General features: G+C 60.9%; 13 protein-coding genes. 5 read left to right on the top strand and 8 right to left on the bottom strand.

Annotated features, from left to right (window positions below):
- Nucleotides 1-6: 6 nt before the first annotated feature.
- The 7 genes from OZ656_RS02180 to OZ656_RS02150 all read right to left on the bottom strand — a co-directional run bounded on the left by OZ656_RS02180 (nucleotide 7) and on the right by OZ656_RS02150 (nucleotide 8,485).
- Nucleotides 7-1,392 (bottom strand): GGDEF domain-containing protein, encoded by a 1,386-nt coding sequence (locus tag OZ656_RS02180; RefSeq protein WP_014420365.1) that lies wholly within the window; start codon nucleotides 1,390-1,392, stop codon nucleotides 7-9.
- Between the two features lie 11 nt (nucleotides 1,393-1,403).
- Nucleotides 1,404-2,378 carry a tyrosine recombinase XerC gene (gene xerC, locus OZ656_RS02175; protein ID WP_272999122.1) on the bottom strand — a complete coding sequence of 325 codons (975 nt, stop codon included), beginning with the start codon at nucleotides 2,376-2,378 and terminating at the stop codon, nucleotides 1,404-1,406.
- Entirely contained in the window at nucleotides 2,375-3,124 is a 750-nt protein-coding gene (locus OZ656_RS02170) for a DUF484 family protein (protein WP_011784041.1), read from the bottom strand. The genes xerC and OZ656_RS02170 overlap by 4 nt, the downstream gene beginning before the upstream one ends.
- Before the next feature lie 18 nt (nucleotides 3,125-3,142).
- Nucleotides 3,143-4,069 (bottom strand): diaminopimelate epimerase, encoded by a 927-nt coding sequence (gene dapF / locus OZ656_RS02165; RefSeq protein ID WP_272999123.1) that lies wholly within the window; start codon nucleotides 4,067-4,069, stop codon nucleotides 3,143-3,145.
- 14 nt (nucleotides 4,070-4,083) lie between these two features.
- Complete coding sequence (lysA, locus tag OZ656_RS02160; protein ID WP_272999124.1) at nucleotides 4,084-5,334, bottom strand: diaminopimelate decarboxylase; 1,251 nt, start codon at nucleotides 5,332-5,334, stop codon at nucleotides 4,084-4,086.
- A 35-nt stretch (nucleotides 5,335-5,369) separates the two neighbouring features.
- The gene (locus OZ656_RS02155) at nucleotides 5,370-5,564 is read right to left on the bottom strand and encodes a lipoprotein (RefSeq protein WP_272999125.1); all 195 of its coding nucleotides are present in this window, start codon (nucleotides 5,562-5,564) and stop codon (nucleotides 5,370-5,372) included.
- A gap of 71 nt (nucleotides 5,565-5,635) precedes the next feature.
- Nucleotides 5,636-8,485, bottom strand: coding sequence for a class I adenylate cyclase (locus OZ656_RS02150; RefSeq protein WP_278350070.1), 2,850 nt, complete (start codon nucleotides 8,483-8,485; stop codon nucleotides 5,636-5,638).
- A 127-nt stretch (nucleotides 8,486-8,612) separates the two neighbouring features.
- Here OZ656_RS02150 and OZ656_RS02145 point away from each other — a divergent pair, with 127 nt between their 5' ends.
- Nucleotides 8,613-11,057, top strand: coding sequence for an EAL domain-containing protein (locus OZ656_RS02145; protein ID WP_278350069.1), 2,445 nt, complete (start codon nucleotides 8,613-8,615; stop codon nucleotides 11,055-11,057).
- 50 nt (nucleotides 11,058-11,107) lie between these two features.
- Here OZ656_RS02145 and argH read toward each other — a convergent pair whose 3' ends face one another.
- Nucleotides 11,108-12,517, bottom strand: a complete 1,410-nt coding sequence (argH, locus tag OZ656_RS02140) for an argininosuccinate lyase (RefSeq protein ID WP_011784035.1) — start codon at nucleotides 12,515-12,517, stop codon at nucleotides 11,108-11,110.
- Between the two features lie 119 nt (nucleotides 12,518-12,636).
- On the opposite strand from argH, the gene OZ656_RS02135 reads away from it, so the two are divergent.
- The 4 genes from OZ656_RS02135 (at nucleotide 12,637) to OZ656_RS02120 (ending at nucleotide 16,270) form a co-directional block, all read left to right on the top strand.
- Nucleotides 12,637-13,695, top strand: a complete 1,059-nt coding sequence (locus tag OZ656_RS02135; protein WP_023008376.1) for a sensor histidine kinase — start codon at nucleotides 12,637-12,639, stop codon at nucleotides 13,693-13,695.
- The gene (locus OZ656_RS02130; protein WP_278350067.1) at nucleotides 13,692-14,450 is read left to right on the top strand and encodes a LytTR family DNA-binding domain-containing protein; all 759 of its coding nucleotides are present in this window, start codon (nucleotides 13,692-13,694) and stop codon (nucleotides 14,448-14,450) included. Before OZ656_RS02135 ends, OZ656_RS02130 begins: the two co-directional genes overlap by 4 nt.
- An 85-nt stretch (nucleotides 14,451-14,535) precedes the next feature.
- Nucleotides 14,536-15,477, top strand: a complete 942-nt coding sequence (gene hemC / locus OZ656_RS02125) for a hydroxymethylbilane synthase (protein WP_278350066.1) — start codon at nucleotides 14,536-14,538, stop codon at nucleotides 15,475-15,477.
- Entirely contained in the window at nucleotides 15,458-16,270 is an 813-nt protein-coding gene (locus OZ656_RS02120; protein WP_379944909.1) for a uroporphyrinogen-III synthase, read from the top strand. The genes hemC and OZ656_RS02120 overlap by 20 nt, the downstream gene beginning before the upstream one ends.
- The last annotated feature ends 10 nt before the right edge of the window (nucleotides 16,271-16,280 follow it).

The raw sequence follows: 16,280 nt of genomic DNA, 5'->3' as shown, positions 1-16,280 counted from the left end.
GCGGCGTCAGAGCACCGACACCCGATTTCGGCCCTCATCCTTGGCCTGATAGAGGGCCCGATCAGCCCGGTCAAACACCGACTCTTCGGTGTCGTCGTCCTGAAAACCGGTCAGCCCCGCTGAAAAGGTAATGCTTACCGGCTCGCCGCTGAAATGGAACGGCAGGCCGGATACATGTTCGCGCAGGGAATCCAATACCTTGCGGGCTTCATCTGTGGGCGTTTCCGGCAGAAGCACCACAAACTCCTCGCCACCGAACCGGGCGATAAAATCCGTCGACCGCAGGCGAGTGCTCATCTCCCGGGCCACCAACTGCAGCACGCGATCCCCTGCCTTGTGGCCATAGGAATCGTTGATGCGCTTGAACAGATCCACGTCCAGCACAGCCACCGTGAGCGGGTGCCGGTAGCGCAACCAGCGATTGTATTCAAACGACAGCCGTTCCTGCCAGGCTTCACGGTTGGGCAGCTGGGTGAGCAGATCGGTCAGGGCTCGCTGACGCTCTTCACGCACCTGGGCCTGCATCTGTTCCGAATGGGCCTCCATGGCCGCGACTTTCTCCTGCATGGCTTCCAGTTGGTTCGCCAGCAGTTTTTCACGCTCGCTTTCCGACGTCCGGAACCGCTCCAGCGCACTGCCAATAAATTCCAGGCGTTGACTGACCGACTGCTTCAAAGCTTGAATATCCTCGCTGGCGCGGATGTCATCCCCCACCTTGTCCAGCTCGGCACGGATTTCCCGGTCCAGCGTTGCTGTGGCGTCCTGCCGGCCAGTCTGGGCGTCACTCTGCTGGGCAAAATGCTCCCGCAACGCCTGCAAGCGTTCATCCAGACGTTTCAGGAAGGCCTCGAATTCGCGCTGGCTGCGGGTAATGGCGGCAATCACCAGATCGGCGACCCGGTTCAGCCCCTCCCGGAGCACTTCCCAGTCGTTGCTGGTCAGCAAGGTCTGCTGTAATTCCCGGGCTTCTGCTTCTGCGGCCGGCTCCAGGGAAGCCTGTTGCAACAGTTGCCCCAGTAACTGGCCGATGCGGCGTGCAATTCTCAGTCGCTGGGTGGTATCCGCCAGATCCACACCTTCTGCCGGGGCTTGCGGTTCCGGTGTGGGCGACACAGCCTGAGGCCCGGCCTGCTCGTCCAGCAGGGTAATCTGCCGGTCAATCTGGTCCTGCAGTTCCCGCCAGTGCTGCAGGTTGATCTGCTTCTTACGGATATCCTCCCGCAACCGACCCAACAATTCGTCCAGCTCCGGTCGCTGTCCTTCAGAGGCCAGACTGGTTCGTACCAGCATTCGTTCCAGCAGATTACGTTCGGATTCCCACTGTTTTTCCCGATGCTCTGCTTCTTCCAGTTCCCTGAGATATTTCTCTTTCCAGGAATCTTCAGATGCCATGAACTACTCCCTTACTGGCCGGCACGATGCTCTTCCTCTTCACACCCGGTGCGATCGGTCGTTCGGCGGCGCGCCCGGGGATGGCTCTGATCATAAACCCGGGCAAGATGTTGAAAGTCAAGATGAGTATAGACCTGGGTTGTGGCAATGTCCGCATGACCCAGCAATTCCTGAACCGCGCGCAGGTCGCCACTGGATTCCAGCATGTGACTGGCAAAGGAATGCCTGAGCAGGTGGGGGTGCAAACGCTGGTCCGCGCCGTGCAGAATACCCCAGCGAGACAGGCGACTCTGGATACTGCGCCGGCTCAGGCGGGTGCCCCGCTGGCTGACAAACAGTGCCTTCTCACCCTCGGTGACCAGTGCCCGCCGGCAGGACAACCACTGTTGCAACGCCGCCACGGCCTTACGGCCGACCGGCAGCACGCGCTCCTTGTTACCTTTACCGAGAACGCGGATTTCTGGGCCCTTCAGATCCAGAGCCGACAGATCGGCCCCGGCCAGCTCCGCCAGCCGAAGGCCGGAGGAATACATCAGTTCGAACATGGCCAGATCACGGATTTCGAGGGGGTCTTCGGGGGTGGCATCCAGTAACTGGCCAATCTGATCAACATCCGCAACGCGGGGCAAACGCCGACCACTTTTCGGCGCCCTGATGTCCAGAGCCGGATTATCGATGGCAAGCCCTTCGCGAAGCAGGTACTGGTAGAAACGCCGAATCGACGACAGGTGCCGGGCAATGCTGCGTCCGCTCAGTCCATCCCGGCTGAGCCGGGCTACGTAGCGCCGAACATCGTGGGCAGACAGCTCTGACCAGTCGTTGAGGCCGTTATCTGCGAGCCAGGCGACCAGCCGCTGAAGGTCGCGCTGATAGTGTTCGCAGGTACGGGGTGAATGCCGTTTCTCGGATTGCAGATGACGAATGAAGCCGGTCAGCGCCGCCAATTGGCTCGCTGATCCTTTTTGGTCACTCGCCGCCACGCTCACCCCTGGCCGGTCTCCGCGGTCAGGTCCGTCACCGGAGCGCCGGTACCGTGGCGCTTGAGCATGGGCGGCAAAAGCCGGCTCAGGGTGTCACTGATGTAGCTCAGGAACAGCGAGCCCATGCTCTGATCAAAGTAACCGGGTTCACAACTGCCGACAGCAAACACACCCACCAGACCTTCGTGGCGCAGGGGCACAAGGGCAACGGAGGCGATGGGCTCGTCACGGTCCGGGAACAGGAATTCACGCTCATTCTCGCGGAACTGGCCACAAACGGCCCGCTCCCCTTCCAGCAAGCTTCCCAACCGTTCGCGTGCCGCGGCCGCATCCACCATATGCAGGGCACCCTGTGACTGAAGCTGACCGGTTTCACTGAACAGAAGTACCGACGCGGCATCCAGACCAAAATCACCCCGGATACTGTCATCAATGGCAGCCGCCATATCCTGCAGGTTACGGGCTTCAATCACCTGCATCAGCAGGCGTTTGCTTTTCTCGAACAACCGGTCGTTGTGGCGGGCGATGGACACCAGTTCCACCAGCTCCCGGCGTAACGTGTCCCGCTGTTCCCGGAACAGGTGCACCTGACGCTCCACCAGGGAAATCGCCCGGCCGCTGTCATGGGGCAGAGTCAAACTGCGCAGCAGCTCGTCCTGGCCGATAAAAAAGTCCGGATTGGCCCTCAGATATTCTGCGACCTGTTCCCTGGTGAGTTCGCCGGCCTTCTGGCGGGCCGTTTGTTCTGTCATCGTGTTCTCCTGATCGGTTCAGGCCCCGTTTTTATGAGGTCGGGTGTTCGGGCGGGCATTCCTGCGGCGCCGGGGCTGGGGTTCGCCAGGCAGCCGCAACTGGCCTTCAAATACCGTGGTTGCAGGACCTTCCATCATAACAGGGGTACCTTCCCCCTGCCATTCAATGACCAGCCTGCCGCCACGCAACTCGACTTCGACCCGGCTGTCCAGCAAGCCGCGGAGACAACCGGCCACCACCGCTGCACAGGCACCGCTGCCGCAGGCGAGTGTTTCGCCGGAGCCCCGTTCAAACACCCGCAACCGGGCATGGCGGCGATCAATCACCTGCAGAAAACCAATGTTGGCCCTGGCCGGAAACCGGGGATGCTTTTCCAACTGCGGGCCAAGGCTTTCTACCGGCGCCGTATCGACATTGTCCACCACCAGCACTCCGTGGGGATTACCCATGGAGATGGCTGACAGCTCGACCGTCTGACCATTCACGTCGACGGTATAAACATCCTTGCGCTGATCCGCTGCAAAGGGGATCGCGGGGGGGTTGAGCTCCGGCACCCCCATGTTGACCGCTACCAGGCCATCCCGACCCACTTTGAGCTCAATCACACCCTTGGCAGTCTGGACCCGGATAACACGCTTGTTGGTCAGGCGCTGATCGCGCACAAAGCGGGCGAAGCAGCGGGCTCCGTTGCCGCACTGTTCCACCTCCGAGCCATCGGCATTGAAAATGCGGTAGCGAAAATCCACATCCGGAAGCCCCGGTGGCTCCACCACCAGCAGCTGATCAAAACCGATCCCGAAATTGCGATCCGCCAGCTCCCGGATCGTGTCCGGGGCCAGCCGGAATGGCTGGCTGATGGCGTCGACCACCATGAAGTCGTTACCCAGCCCGTGCATCTTGGTAAAGCGCAGGACCGGACCCTGGCCACGTCGTTGCTGAGACATCTCGTTCCCCCCGCTCATTCCGGCAGGCAACTTTCCGGCGCCAGCTGGTCGTCCAGAGTCTCCCGGCGCCGAACCACATGCACCTGATCTCCGTCCACCATCAACTCCGGGGGCCGGTTGCGGGTGTTGTAGTTGGAGGCCATAACAAATCCGTAGGCCCCGGCCGAGCGTACCGCCAGCAAATCGCCGGCTTTCAGGCGCAGAGCGCGATCCTTGCCGAGAAAATCGCCGGTTTCGCACACCGGGCCCACCAGATCCCAGGGCCTTTCCTCACTGTCCTGATGGGGCTGAACCGGAATAATGGCCTGCCACGCACTGTAGAGCGCCGGCCGGATCAGATCATTCATGGCCGCATCGATGATGGCAAAATTCCGGTGTTCGGTGCACTTCAGGAATTCCACCCGGGTCACCAGAATGCCCGCATTCGCGGCAATGGAGCGGCCCGGCTCGAGCACCAGCTCCAGCTCTCGATCACCCATGCGTTCATTAAGGGCTTTCACATAATCTGCCGGTTGCGGCGGGGTTTCCTGGATGTAGGTCACACCCAGACCGCCCCCCATATCCAGATGGCGGATACGGATACCCTGCTCTGCCAGGGTGTCGATCAGGGAAAGCACCCGGCCCAGGGCATCCAGGAACGGCGAAACCGACGTCAGCTGTGAGCCGATGTGGCAGTCCACCCCGTGGATATCCAGGTTGGGCAGGCTGGCCGCCCGGGCATAGACTGCCGGCGCCTCGGCGATATCGATGCCGAACTTGTTTTCCTTCAGGCCGGTCGAGATATAAGGATGAGTGCCCGCATCCACGTCCGGATTCACTCGCAGGGAAATGGGCGCTTTCACTCCCAGTTCGCCAGCCACCTTGTTCAGGCGATCAAGCTCGGTGTCGGATTCGACATTGAAACAGCGAACGCCGGCCTCCAGGGCCCGCTTCATTTCCCATTCCTGCTTGCCAACGCCGGAAAAAACCACTTTACCGGCATCCCCGCCGGCACGAAGCACACGTTCAAGCTCTCCGGCCGAGACTATGTCAAAACCGGCCCCCAGACGAGCCAGCACATTGAGCACGGCCAGATTGCTGTTCGCCTTGACCGCATAACACACCAGATGAGGGCGATTCTTCAGGGCCTCATCGTAAGCACGGTAATGGCGCTCCAGCGTCGCCCGGGAATAGATGTAGGCTGGCGTACCAAAGCGCTCGGCGATATCGGCAACGGCAACGTCTTCGGCGTAGAGTTCGCCGTTACGGTAATTGAAGTGATCCATGCTGTTCCTGAAAGCTTAAGGTCGGGTGGTCTGGCTCAGGGCTGTTCATTGTCCTCATCGGCATTTTCGCCCGCCTCCGCAGCTACCTCGGTGTCACCAGTCTGCGATGGTACGGCGTCGGGCACCGGCGCGTTCCGGTACAGCGGCCCTTTCTGGCCACAACCGGATACCATCAAAACCACAAACACCGAGAGCGCGACGGCCAGGCGGCGCACAAGCCCAAGCTGCATACCCAATCCCCTGAGTGAATAATGGCCGAAGTATACCCGACACCCGGGCCGCACCGCGAGGATTCACATGTTCAGGACAGGTGCTGGTTTAGGGCATCTTCCAACTGCGCCCGGTAGAACAGGTACTGGCTGGTCTGGATATCGCGCTGATACAGCTGTGGATCGAGATCGTGGGGCAGATGCAGGTCAGTCAGATACACCGGATAGGGGTCCGGACTCTGCCGCAGGGAGCGGATGTAATGGGCCACCGCCGGAATCAACCGGTCGCCATATTCCTGCACGGTAAACTCCTGATCGTTGCAATACAGATCAAAGCGCAGAATGCTGTCACCCTGTTGCACGCCCACCGCCTGCACTTCGAGGCCGGACAAGGGCATTCCGGCGACCAGTTCTGGCCGCGGATCGGCCAGCCATCGGCCATCCCTGCGTACCAGTTCGTAACACCGGATACCGGCGACCGGCTCCAGATTATCTGCCTGGCGCAACTGTCGGCGCTCAATAACACTGTCCAGAAATCGCAATAACGGTGCCAGTAGATGACGGCGTTGCTGGGCCTTCAGCTGGCGATGCCACAGACTGCCATACTCATCCACCACCCAGAGCTGGCCCTGGTCTCCCTGCAGCTGCCAGAATACCTGGATGTTACCGGCTTCGGAGGCTTCACATACCGCTTTCAATAGGGGAGCATCCTGCAAAGCATAGCGATCCGGCACCACCGGCAGAAAACTGTCCTGGGGCTGGAACAAGGCATCCATCAATGCCGCGCGGCTATCCAGGGCAACAAACCCCGGCTCCTGGCCATTGAACTGGAGCAGAAAATAACGCTGATCCATCTCGATGATATAACGCAAGGGATGGGGGCCGGTGCCGCCTGCAAAAAACTGTCGGAGCACATCGGCAAACAACTCACTCACACGCCGGGCAATGGCCTGTCCGTGCCCCCGGCTGGGCGCCATCACTCGGATATCCGGCAATTCCGCAGGGTTGATCGCCACCTGAGCGAGCACATTCTTCAAACACTGGATCAGGGTATCCCCAGCCGCGTAATGCTGCAGACTGACTTCGTGCCAGCTGTTCAGGGTAATCTGGTCGATGGTCACCACCAGGTTGTCCCGGGCCCCACTGAACCCGAGCGAGTCGTTGCGGGCGCTGAGTTTATGCAGCCCCCGCTCGGTCAGATGAGCCTGTGGGTCCACCGCCACATTCAGCAACAACAGGTTGCGTAACGGCCGTACTGCACGGGACAGGGCCTGCCGGGGCGCCGGGGGCATAGGCACCGGCAGGAAACCAGCCAGCACATCCAGTATTTCCTTCAACTCGCTGACCGACGCCACGCTCTGGCCCGCTCGCACATTCAACCGTGTACTGCGACTGAGCAGCCCGTTGCAGTAACACCAGACAAGCAACTCAGCCAGGTTGCCGGCGCGGCGAATAACCGGCTGCCAGAAGGCGTCGGACGGATCTTCAAGATCCCGGTACAACAACCAGCCGTCTCCGGCTGCCCCCTGTTCACTGCGATGGTGAAACGACAGATTCTCTTCTGCCAGCGAGGGCACCAGCCCAGGATTGATCAGCTCGACCTTACCGGCCTTGCGCTGGAAGGCGGCATAGAGCTTGCGGCCCAGCAGGTTGATGTCATTGGCGCTGATCGACGCCTGTGCATCCTGTTCCCGGGCCAATCTGGCCAGCAAGCGGTAACTGTGGGTAAGCTCGGCAACCACCCGCCGGCGTAGTCCCATCACTTCCTCGGCACACCAGCGCTGACGATCATCCAGCCGGCCCAGATCCTCCGACGACCAGCCCCAGGTTTCAACCAGACTGCGCAACAACTGGACCCGCCAGGGATCACCCACCATACCCGCCCGGCTGAGCGGCAAGCCGGATTTCAGGTACAGGCTTCGGCGTACCAGCTCCAGCCGGTCTGCGCCGTCACGGGCCAGCAACCACTGCTCCAGTCTCTGGTACAAAAGCACGTAGGGGTCCAGGGCATCGGCGCTGATCACACCATTGTGAACCGCCTGCTTGAAGCTGGCCGAGAGCAGTGGTCGCTCCCGGTCGGTGGCGTAACATTCAATCAACAGTAGCTTGAGGATGGCTTTCCAGGGCGCATCGATTCCTTTGTAGAGCTGCCAGATACCAGCGCCAGGCAGTTCTGCGGGAGGAATGTCCGGCACCGCGCCAAAGTCGATGTAATCCCTGGCCTGGATAAACCGACACTCCACCAGCTGTCGCCGGCAGTGGTCGTAATCGGCCTCCCGGTCTACCGGGATCAGCCACCACAACGGATATTGGCCGGCGAGGTGAATGCTGGTGCGGTAGAACTCATCCAGCAACAGAAAATGCTGGGCGCTGCCGCAGTTTTCCCCGGTGACTTCCACGCGCTGTCGCCCGGCCCGCCAATCGGCGGCAGAGAACACAAACACGTGCAGCTCCACCCCCAGGCCACCGGCCCATTCCGACAGTTTTTCGGCTTTTCGCTCCAGGCACCGAATGCCCGACGCCGGCAAATCCTGACGGTGGCAGAGCCAGACATCCAGATCACTGGCCACCGAGTGCCCGAGGGTGCCAGGGCTTCCCATCAGGAACAGACTGTCCAGATCAGGCTTTCGAGTGCCCTTATCACGATAGTGAAAGCTACGGGCGTAACGGCGGGCCGCATCCAGCACTTCCGGGCCGGGCGTGTAACCATTGAAGCCGTCCGGGCAGTTACCATCCAGATAGCCAGGCAAGGCCGGATGGTTGCGGTGAAAAACCAGCGGCAACAACTCCAGCACCATCTGCTGCCGGTAAGTCAGTGCCGAGCACGCCCGCCGCCAGCGCTGCTCGTTAACCAGCAGAAACCGGTCCCGCAGGCGCCTGAGCGTCTTGCGGTCGATTCCATCCTCGAAATCGAGAACTATGGGCGCGGCGTGAACGGTCAAGAGAGCTCCGGCAAGAGGTTATTTTCGGCAAGATAGTCAGTATGATGAATGAATCGTGGCAAAACCTGTAAAAAAATAAAAGCACAGGCAGTGAACACGCTGCCAGCCCGAGCGAGGCACCCGAGCTGTGAAAGAATTTCTGATCCAACGCTACCGGCCCGATCCGACGGGCCCCGTTATCCGGCCCACCCTGCTTCGGGTGGATGACGATGGCCGGATCATCCAGGCTGATCGCCATGCAGAAACCATGTTTGGCTACGACATCAGCGATCTGACCGGGCAGAAAGTCCAGCATATTCTGGCTTCCCGCCAGGACGATCCCTTCGCCCCCGCCCACCGACACCGGCTGGACAATGGCCAGACAGTGCTGGTGACGTTCCGCCACAAGGATGGCTTTTTCTTTACTGCCCTGCTCGGGCTGCGAATGGAGATCCGGGATTCAGACCAGGCCGCTACCGCCTCGATTACCCTCAGGGACAGCGATGCCATGGATAGCCGGATTCAACGACTGGCGGAACAGAGTGCCGGCTTTGGTCTCTGGGAACTGGACATGCCCAGCAACGAGATCAGCTGGTCCGAAGGTATGTACCGCCTGCTGGAACTCAAAGCCGGCAGCGAGCTGACACCGGAACAGGCGCTGTTTTATTGCCAGACAGGCCAGAACCGGGTACGAGCGATGTTCAGGCGCTGTATGCGCACCGGCCAGCCGTTCAGCATGGACCTGACCATTCTCACCAGCCGGCAACGGCCACAACGGGTTACTCTGGCCGGTCGTGCTCTGAAGAACGGCGGCCGGGTGCAAAAACTCGGCGGCGTGATGGTCAACCACAGCGAGGCCATGGTCCACGATCTGGAAAAACAACAGGCTCAGCAGATTCTTCAAGCCACGACCGCCGCATCCTCTGATCTGGTGGTAGCCATCGACACCGAGTTCAGACTGTTGCATTTCAACACCCCCTGGTGCCAGCAGTTTCAACACGCCTTTGACCTGACGCCAAAGACCGGAGACAACCTGCGCAGCCTTTTGAAGGACTTCCCCAATGAGCGGAGACTGATCGAACGGCTATGGCAACGGGCCTTCGACCGTGAGCATTTTGTGGCAGAAATGCCCCTGAACCGCCAGGGAGAGGGACTGCCGATTTACGAATTTCACTTCCAGAGCATCCGCGGAGACCGGGGTGAGGTCACCGGGGCCGTTCATGTCGCACGGGATATCAGCAACCGGATCCAGCACACCAGCAACAGCGATTACCGCATGCGACACGATCCGGTCACCGGGCTGATGAATCGCCGTTCCTTCATCGAACACCTGGAACGGGCCATGGGCCATCGCCACAAACGCCAGAGCACCGACGGCCTGCTGTTTCTGGACCTGGACAACTTCGAACAGTTCAACGAGGACGCTGGCAGCGGCACCTGCGACCGCTACCTGCGGGAGCTGGCCGCCATGCTCGGGCTGCGCGTACGACAGCGTGATGCTCTGGCACGACTGGCGGGCGATACCTTTGCGCTGTTCATCGAGAATTGCCCGGAACCCAGAGCGAGAAAGATCGCCGAGGAAATCCGCGAACAGATTGCCCAGTTCAAGTTTGAATGGCAGGGGCAAACGCTGCAGACCAGCACCAGCGGTGGTCTGCTGATTCTGGACAGTGAGTTGCCGGAGCGGGCCGACACGCTGCTCACACAGGCTGCAGACCTGTGCCATACCGCCAAGACCTCAGGCCGGAACCGGATCCACACTGCCCATGCGCTACCGGATGCCGCCGGCGATACCGGCACAGACAAGCAGATGGAACAGCTGCGCCAGGCTCTGGACCAGCATCGACTGATCCTTGAGTTCCAGGCCCTGAAGCCGGTGGCGAGTGTGACCTGGGGCGACCATATTGAAATACTGTGCCGCATTCCCGGCCAGGAACCGGACGACACCACACTCCTGCCCGGACAGTTCCTGCCCCTGGCCGAGCGCTTTGACCTGGCCAAACGGCTGGACCGTCAGGTCATCCGTCAGACCCTGGACTGGCTGGGGCAGCACCGACTGCTGGAACCAAGGCTGAAATACTGCGGCTTCAACCTGTCTCTGGCCTCGGTACTGGATGACACCTTTGCCGACTTCATGGAACAGCTACTGGCACCCTCACCGTTCCGGGCGGAGTGCTTCTGCCTGGAGATCCGGGAAGCCCATGCCACCCAGTATCCGGACGAAGTGGCCGTGCTCTGCGATGCCCTGCATCGAATCGGTTGCCGGGTGGCGTTGGAGGGCGCTGGCGCCTCCGTGGAAAGCTACAGCCTGGCCGCCCAGCTGCCGGTGGATATCATCAAACTGGATAGACGGGTGATGGATCATCTGGAGGATGACCCGGTTCAGCAAGTAATGGTGGATGCCCTGCATCGTATTGCAGAAGCCGCAGGCAAGGAGACCGTTGCCACCTTTATCGAGAGCGACGAGACCCTGAGAAAGGTCCGTACCCTGGGCATCCATTTTGGCCAGGGTTACCGGTTATCCAAGCCCAGCCCGCTGGAACAGCTTAAACCTGCAGCGGTGGAGCTGAGTACCGGACGCATCGGAGGCTGAACACCGCCGGCACCGGGGGTTCCGGTGCCGGCGAGACGATTGAGGCAGGATTACTTCAGTGCAGACCGGGCACGGGCGACAGCGGCACGTACCTGGTTTGGCGCAGTTCCACCCAGATGATCACGGGCCTGCACGGAACCTTCCAGGGTCAGCACGTCGAACACATCCTCGCCGATCACATCGGAGAACTGTTGAAGTTCCTCCAGCGTCATGTCTGACAGGTCACGACCTTCGGCGACACCGAAAGCAACTGACTTGCCGACAATCTCATGGGCATCACGGAACGGCACGCCTTTCTTGACCAGGTAATCGGCCAGATCCGTGGCGGTGGAGAAGCCCCGCTTGGCGGCTACCCGCATGTTGTCGGCCTTGGCCCTGATGGCCGGGATCATGTCGGCGTAAGCCTTCAGGCAGCCCTTGATGGTATCGACCGTGTCGAACAGCGGCTCTTTGTCTTCCTGGTTGTCCTTGTTGTAGGCCAGCGGCTGGCTCTTCATCAGGGTCAGCAGGCTGATCAGATGGCCATTGACCCGGCCGGTCTTGCCACGCACCAGCTCGGGTACATCCGGGTTTTTCTTCTGGGGCATGATCGAGGAACCGGTGCAGAACCGGTCCGGCAGGTCGATGAAATCGAACTGGGCGGAGGTCCAGAGCACCAACTCTTCGCTGAACCGGGACAGGTGGGTCATCAGCAGCGCGGCGAAACTGCAGAATTCAATGGCGAAATCCCGGTCGGAGACCGAATCCAGGCTGTTTTCAGTGGGCCGGTCAAAGCCCAGCAGTTCGGCGGTCAGATTGCGGTCAATCGGGTAAGTGGTGCCGGCCAGGGCAGCAGCACCCAGAGGCATCACGTTCACCCGCTTGCGGCAATCCTGCAGACGATCGGCATCACGCACCAACATTTCGTACCAGGCCAGCAAATGGTGGCCGAAGGTAACCGGCTGGGCGGTCTGCAGGTGGGTAAAGCCGGGCATGATGGTGTCTGCCTCGCGCTCGGCCAGGTCCAGCAAGCCAGCCTGCAGGCGGGCCAGTTCCTCGGCAATCACGTCGATTTCATCGCGCAGGTACAGGCGGATATCGGTGGCCACCTGATCATTCCGGCTGCGGCCGGTATGCAGTTTCTTGCCGGTGATGCCGATGCGGTCGGTCAGCCGGGCTTCGATGTTCATGTGCACGTCTTCCAGGCTGACGGACCACTCGAAGCGACCGGCCTCGATGTCTTCCTTCACGCCTTTCAGGCCGTCGATGATCTGGTCGCGCTCGGCGTCAGTCAGCACACCCACTTTCGCCAGCATGGTGGCATGGGCGATCGAGCCGGTAATATCATGGTGATACAGGCGCTGATCAAAACCCACCGAGGCGGTGAAGCGTTCAACAAAGGCATCGGTAGGCTCGCTGAAGCGGCCACCCCAGGGTTTTTCGGAGGATGTGGTCTGGTCAGACTTTTTCTGATCCGTCATGGTCTATCTTTCCTGCTGACAGCCCGGCATCATCATGCCGGCAATGGATAAGTGAAAAGTTGCGGCAGTATAGCATTCCGGCCCCGGTTAAGGAGACTCCCCTGAAACCCGACAAAGGCATGAACCACAAGGACACCGACAGCTTCTACGTGCCCGATCTGTGTCGTGTGCGGGCCGTGTTCATGCTGTTGATTACCAGCGAACTGCTGGTTCTGGTGCTGGCCATCGTGCAGGCACAGAACAGCTGGATCGACTGGAACTACTTCGGTCTGCTGTCCCTGTTCGTGCAATGGACCACCCTCACCAGCGCCGCACTGATCTGTCTGTTGCGCCCCCGCCTGGCCCGCATGAGCAACAGCCGCGCCACGATGACCATCGCCGCCATTGTCTTGCTGGACGTACTGGCGTTCAGCCTGTTTGCCGACAGCGTATTGCACCCGCAGCCGGGCGTGGCGCTCTGGCAGGGCATTGCCAAGAAGCTGTTACTGGCACTGCTGATTGTCCTGATGGTGCTGCGTTATTTTTACCTTCAGCACCAGTGGCAGCAACAGCGTGAGGCGGAAATGCAGGCCCGGCTGACCTCCTTGCAGGCCCGGATCCAGCCACACTTTCTGTTTAACAGCATGAACACCATTGCCAGCCTGATTGCCACCAATCCGGAGCAGGCGGAAGAAGCAGTGCTGGATCTGTCGGAACTGTTCCGGGCCAGCCTGCGCACCGACGACCAGCTCATTCCCCTGAACCGTGAGCTGGAACTGTGCCAGCGCTACCTGGCGATTGAGTCTCTGAGACTGGGGGAACGCCTGCAACTGGAGTGGGATATTCAACCCGGGCTCGGGCAACAGGTAATACCACCCCTGACACTGCAGCCGCTGGTGGAAAATGCCATCTATCACGGCATTCAGCCGCGGCCGGAAGGCGGTGTCGTCCGGGTCGAAGTATCGGCCAAGGATCACTTTGTCTACCTTCTGGTGCAGAATCCCGCGCCGGAATCTACGGAACGCCAGCATCAGGGCAACCGGGTCGCCCTGAGTAACACCCAGGCCAGACTACAGGCACTGTTTGGCGAACCGGCCGTGCTCAAACACAGTCGCCAGGGCAATACCTACACCGTCACCCTTCGCCTGCCCCGGCGCAGCATCAACACCAGCAACCGTCAGTCACGAAACAGGCCATGAATACCGAAGACAGCAAACGCGTACTGATTGCCGATGACGAACCCCTCGCCCGCCAGCGCATCCAGCGCTTGCTGGAAGCCTTGCCGGATTACCGGGTTTGTGGCGAAGCGGTGGATGGCAACGACACTTTGCGCAAAGTGGCCGAACTGGAACCGGACATCCTGCTGCTGGACATCCGTATGCCCGGCATGGATGGCATGGAGGCAGCCGACCAGCTCAGCAAGCTCCAGAATCCGCCCGCAGTGATTTTTTGTACCGCCTATGACCACTATGCCATCCAGGCGTTCGAGGTTCGCGCCGTCGCCTACCTGCTCAAACCGGTCCGGCGTGAGGCGTTGGCCGATGCCCTGGCCCGGGCCGGCAAGCTGAACCGGGTACAACGGCAAGCTCTGGCGCAAAATAGCGATGCCGGCAACGACCAGCTGGCGGTGCGCACGCACCGAGGTACCGAACTGATCGACCTGGCAGATCTGTACTACTGCGAGGCCGACCAGAAATACGTGACCCTGCACCACAGCCACGGCGAGACGGTGTGCGACTACACTCTGAAAGAACTGGAGCAGGCTTACCCGGATCACCTTCTGCGCATCCACCGACACACACTGGTTGGCGTGCGCTTTATCCAGGGGCTGCGGCGGTCGTCCGATGGCCAGAATCAGTTGGCACTGAAAGGCAATGCCACCCTGCTGCCGGTCAGCCGCCGCCATGCCAGCCACGTCCGCCAGTGGCTGCAGGAACACCAACCCTCCCCCTGACGGGGTAGGCGGGGGTTCACCGCGGGACTTTTTTTCTGCCACAAGGTAACCTTGGGGCACATTTTCCCGAACGACAGTGAGTGACATGTCCAAACGTACCCTTCGCATTGCAACCCGCAGCAGCGCACTGGCGCTGTGGCAGGCGGAATTCATCAAGGCCGAGCTGGAAAGGCTGCATGACAACGTTGACGTTGAACTGATCAAGATAAAGACCCAGGGCGACAAGATCCTGGACGTCCCCCTGGCCAAGATCGGCGGCAAGGGCCTGTTCGTGAAGGAACTGGAAGAAGCCATGCTGGACGGCCGTGCCGATCTGGCCGTGCATTCCATGAAAGACGTGCCCATGGAATTCCCCGAGGGCCTGGGGCTGGTCGCCATTTGCGAGCGCGAAGACCCCACCGATGCCTTCGTCAGCAACCAGTATGAACACATCGACCAGCTGCCTGAGGGCGCGGTAGTAGGCACCGCCAGCCTGCGTCGGGAAGCCCAGCTGCGGGCCAACCGCCCGGATCTTCAGATCAAGGTACTGCGTGGCAACGTGAATACCCGGTTGGCAAAACTGGATGCCGGTGAATACGACGCCATTGTGCTGGCCAGCTCCGGCCTGAAGCGTCTCGGCTTCCATGACCGTATCCGTTACTGTCTGCCAGACACGTTTTCCCTGCCCGCCGTTGGCCAGGGTGCTTTAGGCATCGAATGCCGGGTCGACGACACGGAACTTCTGGAGCTGATTGCCCCGCTCAATCACACCGACACCTGGGACCGCGTCAGCGCAGAGCGGGCGCTGAACCGTCGCCTTGAAGGCGGTTGCCAGGTACCCATTGCCGCCTATGCCCTGCTGGAAGACGATAACACCCTGTGGCTGCGGGGCCTGGTTGGCGCAGTCGATGGTACCCAGATTTTCCGGGTGGAAGGCCGTGCCCCGCGCGCCGAAGGTGAACGCCTGGGCCGTGAACTGGCAGAACAGCTGCTGTCCATGGGGGCCGACAAGGTGCTGGCTGAAATCTATGGCCACACCCCGCGCTGAGTTTCAGCAACCGCCTGAACTCCAGGGCCGGCGTGTATTGATCTGCCGGCCCGAGCCCGAAGCCAGCCGCCTCGCCGAGGCCTTTCGCAAGGCCGGTGCCGAGGCCCGGGTGATGCCGATGATGGCGCGCGAGCCTTTACCGGAAACCCCGGAGCAGCGCGGCATCCTGCAGCAGCTGGACAACTTTTCCCACATCATCGCGGTCAGCCCCTATGCCGCCCGCCGGCTGATGGAGGAAATCGACCACTGGTGGCCACAACTTCCCACCGGCCTGCAGTGGTACGGGGTGGGCGCCGGCACCGCAGCGGTCTTTCGCGAACACGGCCTGAAACCGAGAATGCCCTCCGAAGGCTGGACCAGCGAGGCTTTGCTGGCACTGCCATCGTTGCAGCACCTTGACGGAGAGAAAGTTTTGCTGGCTCGAGGTGAGCATGGCCGGGAACTGATTCGTCAGACCCTGGCGCAACGGGGCGCACGGATTACCACCCTGCCCCTGTACCGGCGCGCGCTGCCGTACTATTCTGCAGAACAGGTGAAGGCTCTGGTTGCCGATTTCCGCCCCGAGGTGGTGATTGCGCTTTCCGGCGAAACGCTGAACAATCTGGTGGAACTGGGCCACAGATACCAGCTGGCCCTGACGCCCAAGATAATCGTAGTACCTGCGGAGCGTGTGGCGGAACAGGCACGCGCGCTGGGCTTCCGCAAGCCACTCGTGCCCGGTAGCCTGAACGATGACGACCTGGTCATCAGTGTTGCTTCCTGCCTGTCGCAGGAGGCCGGTGACAACGGATAACCAAGTAAGG

The sequence above is a fragment of the Marinobacter sp. LM1 genome, assembly GCF_042763285.1.
GTDB classification, from domain to species: Bacteria; Pseudomonadota; Gammaproteobacteria; order Pseudomonadales; family Oleiphilaceae; genus Marinobacter; species Marinobacter nauticus.
This window is presented reverse-complemented; position numbering and strand designations above follow the sequence as displayed.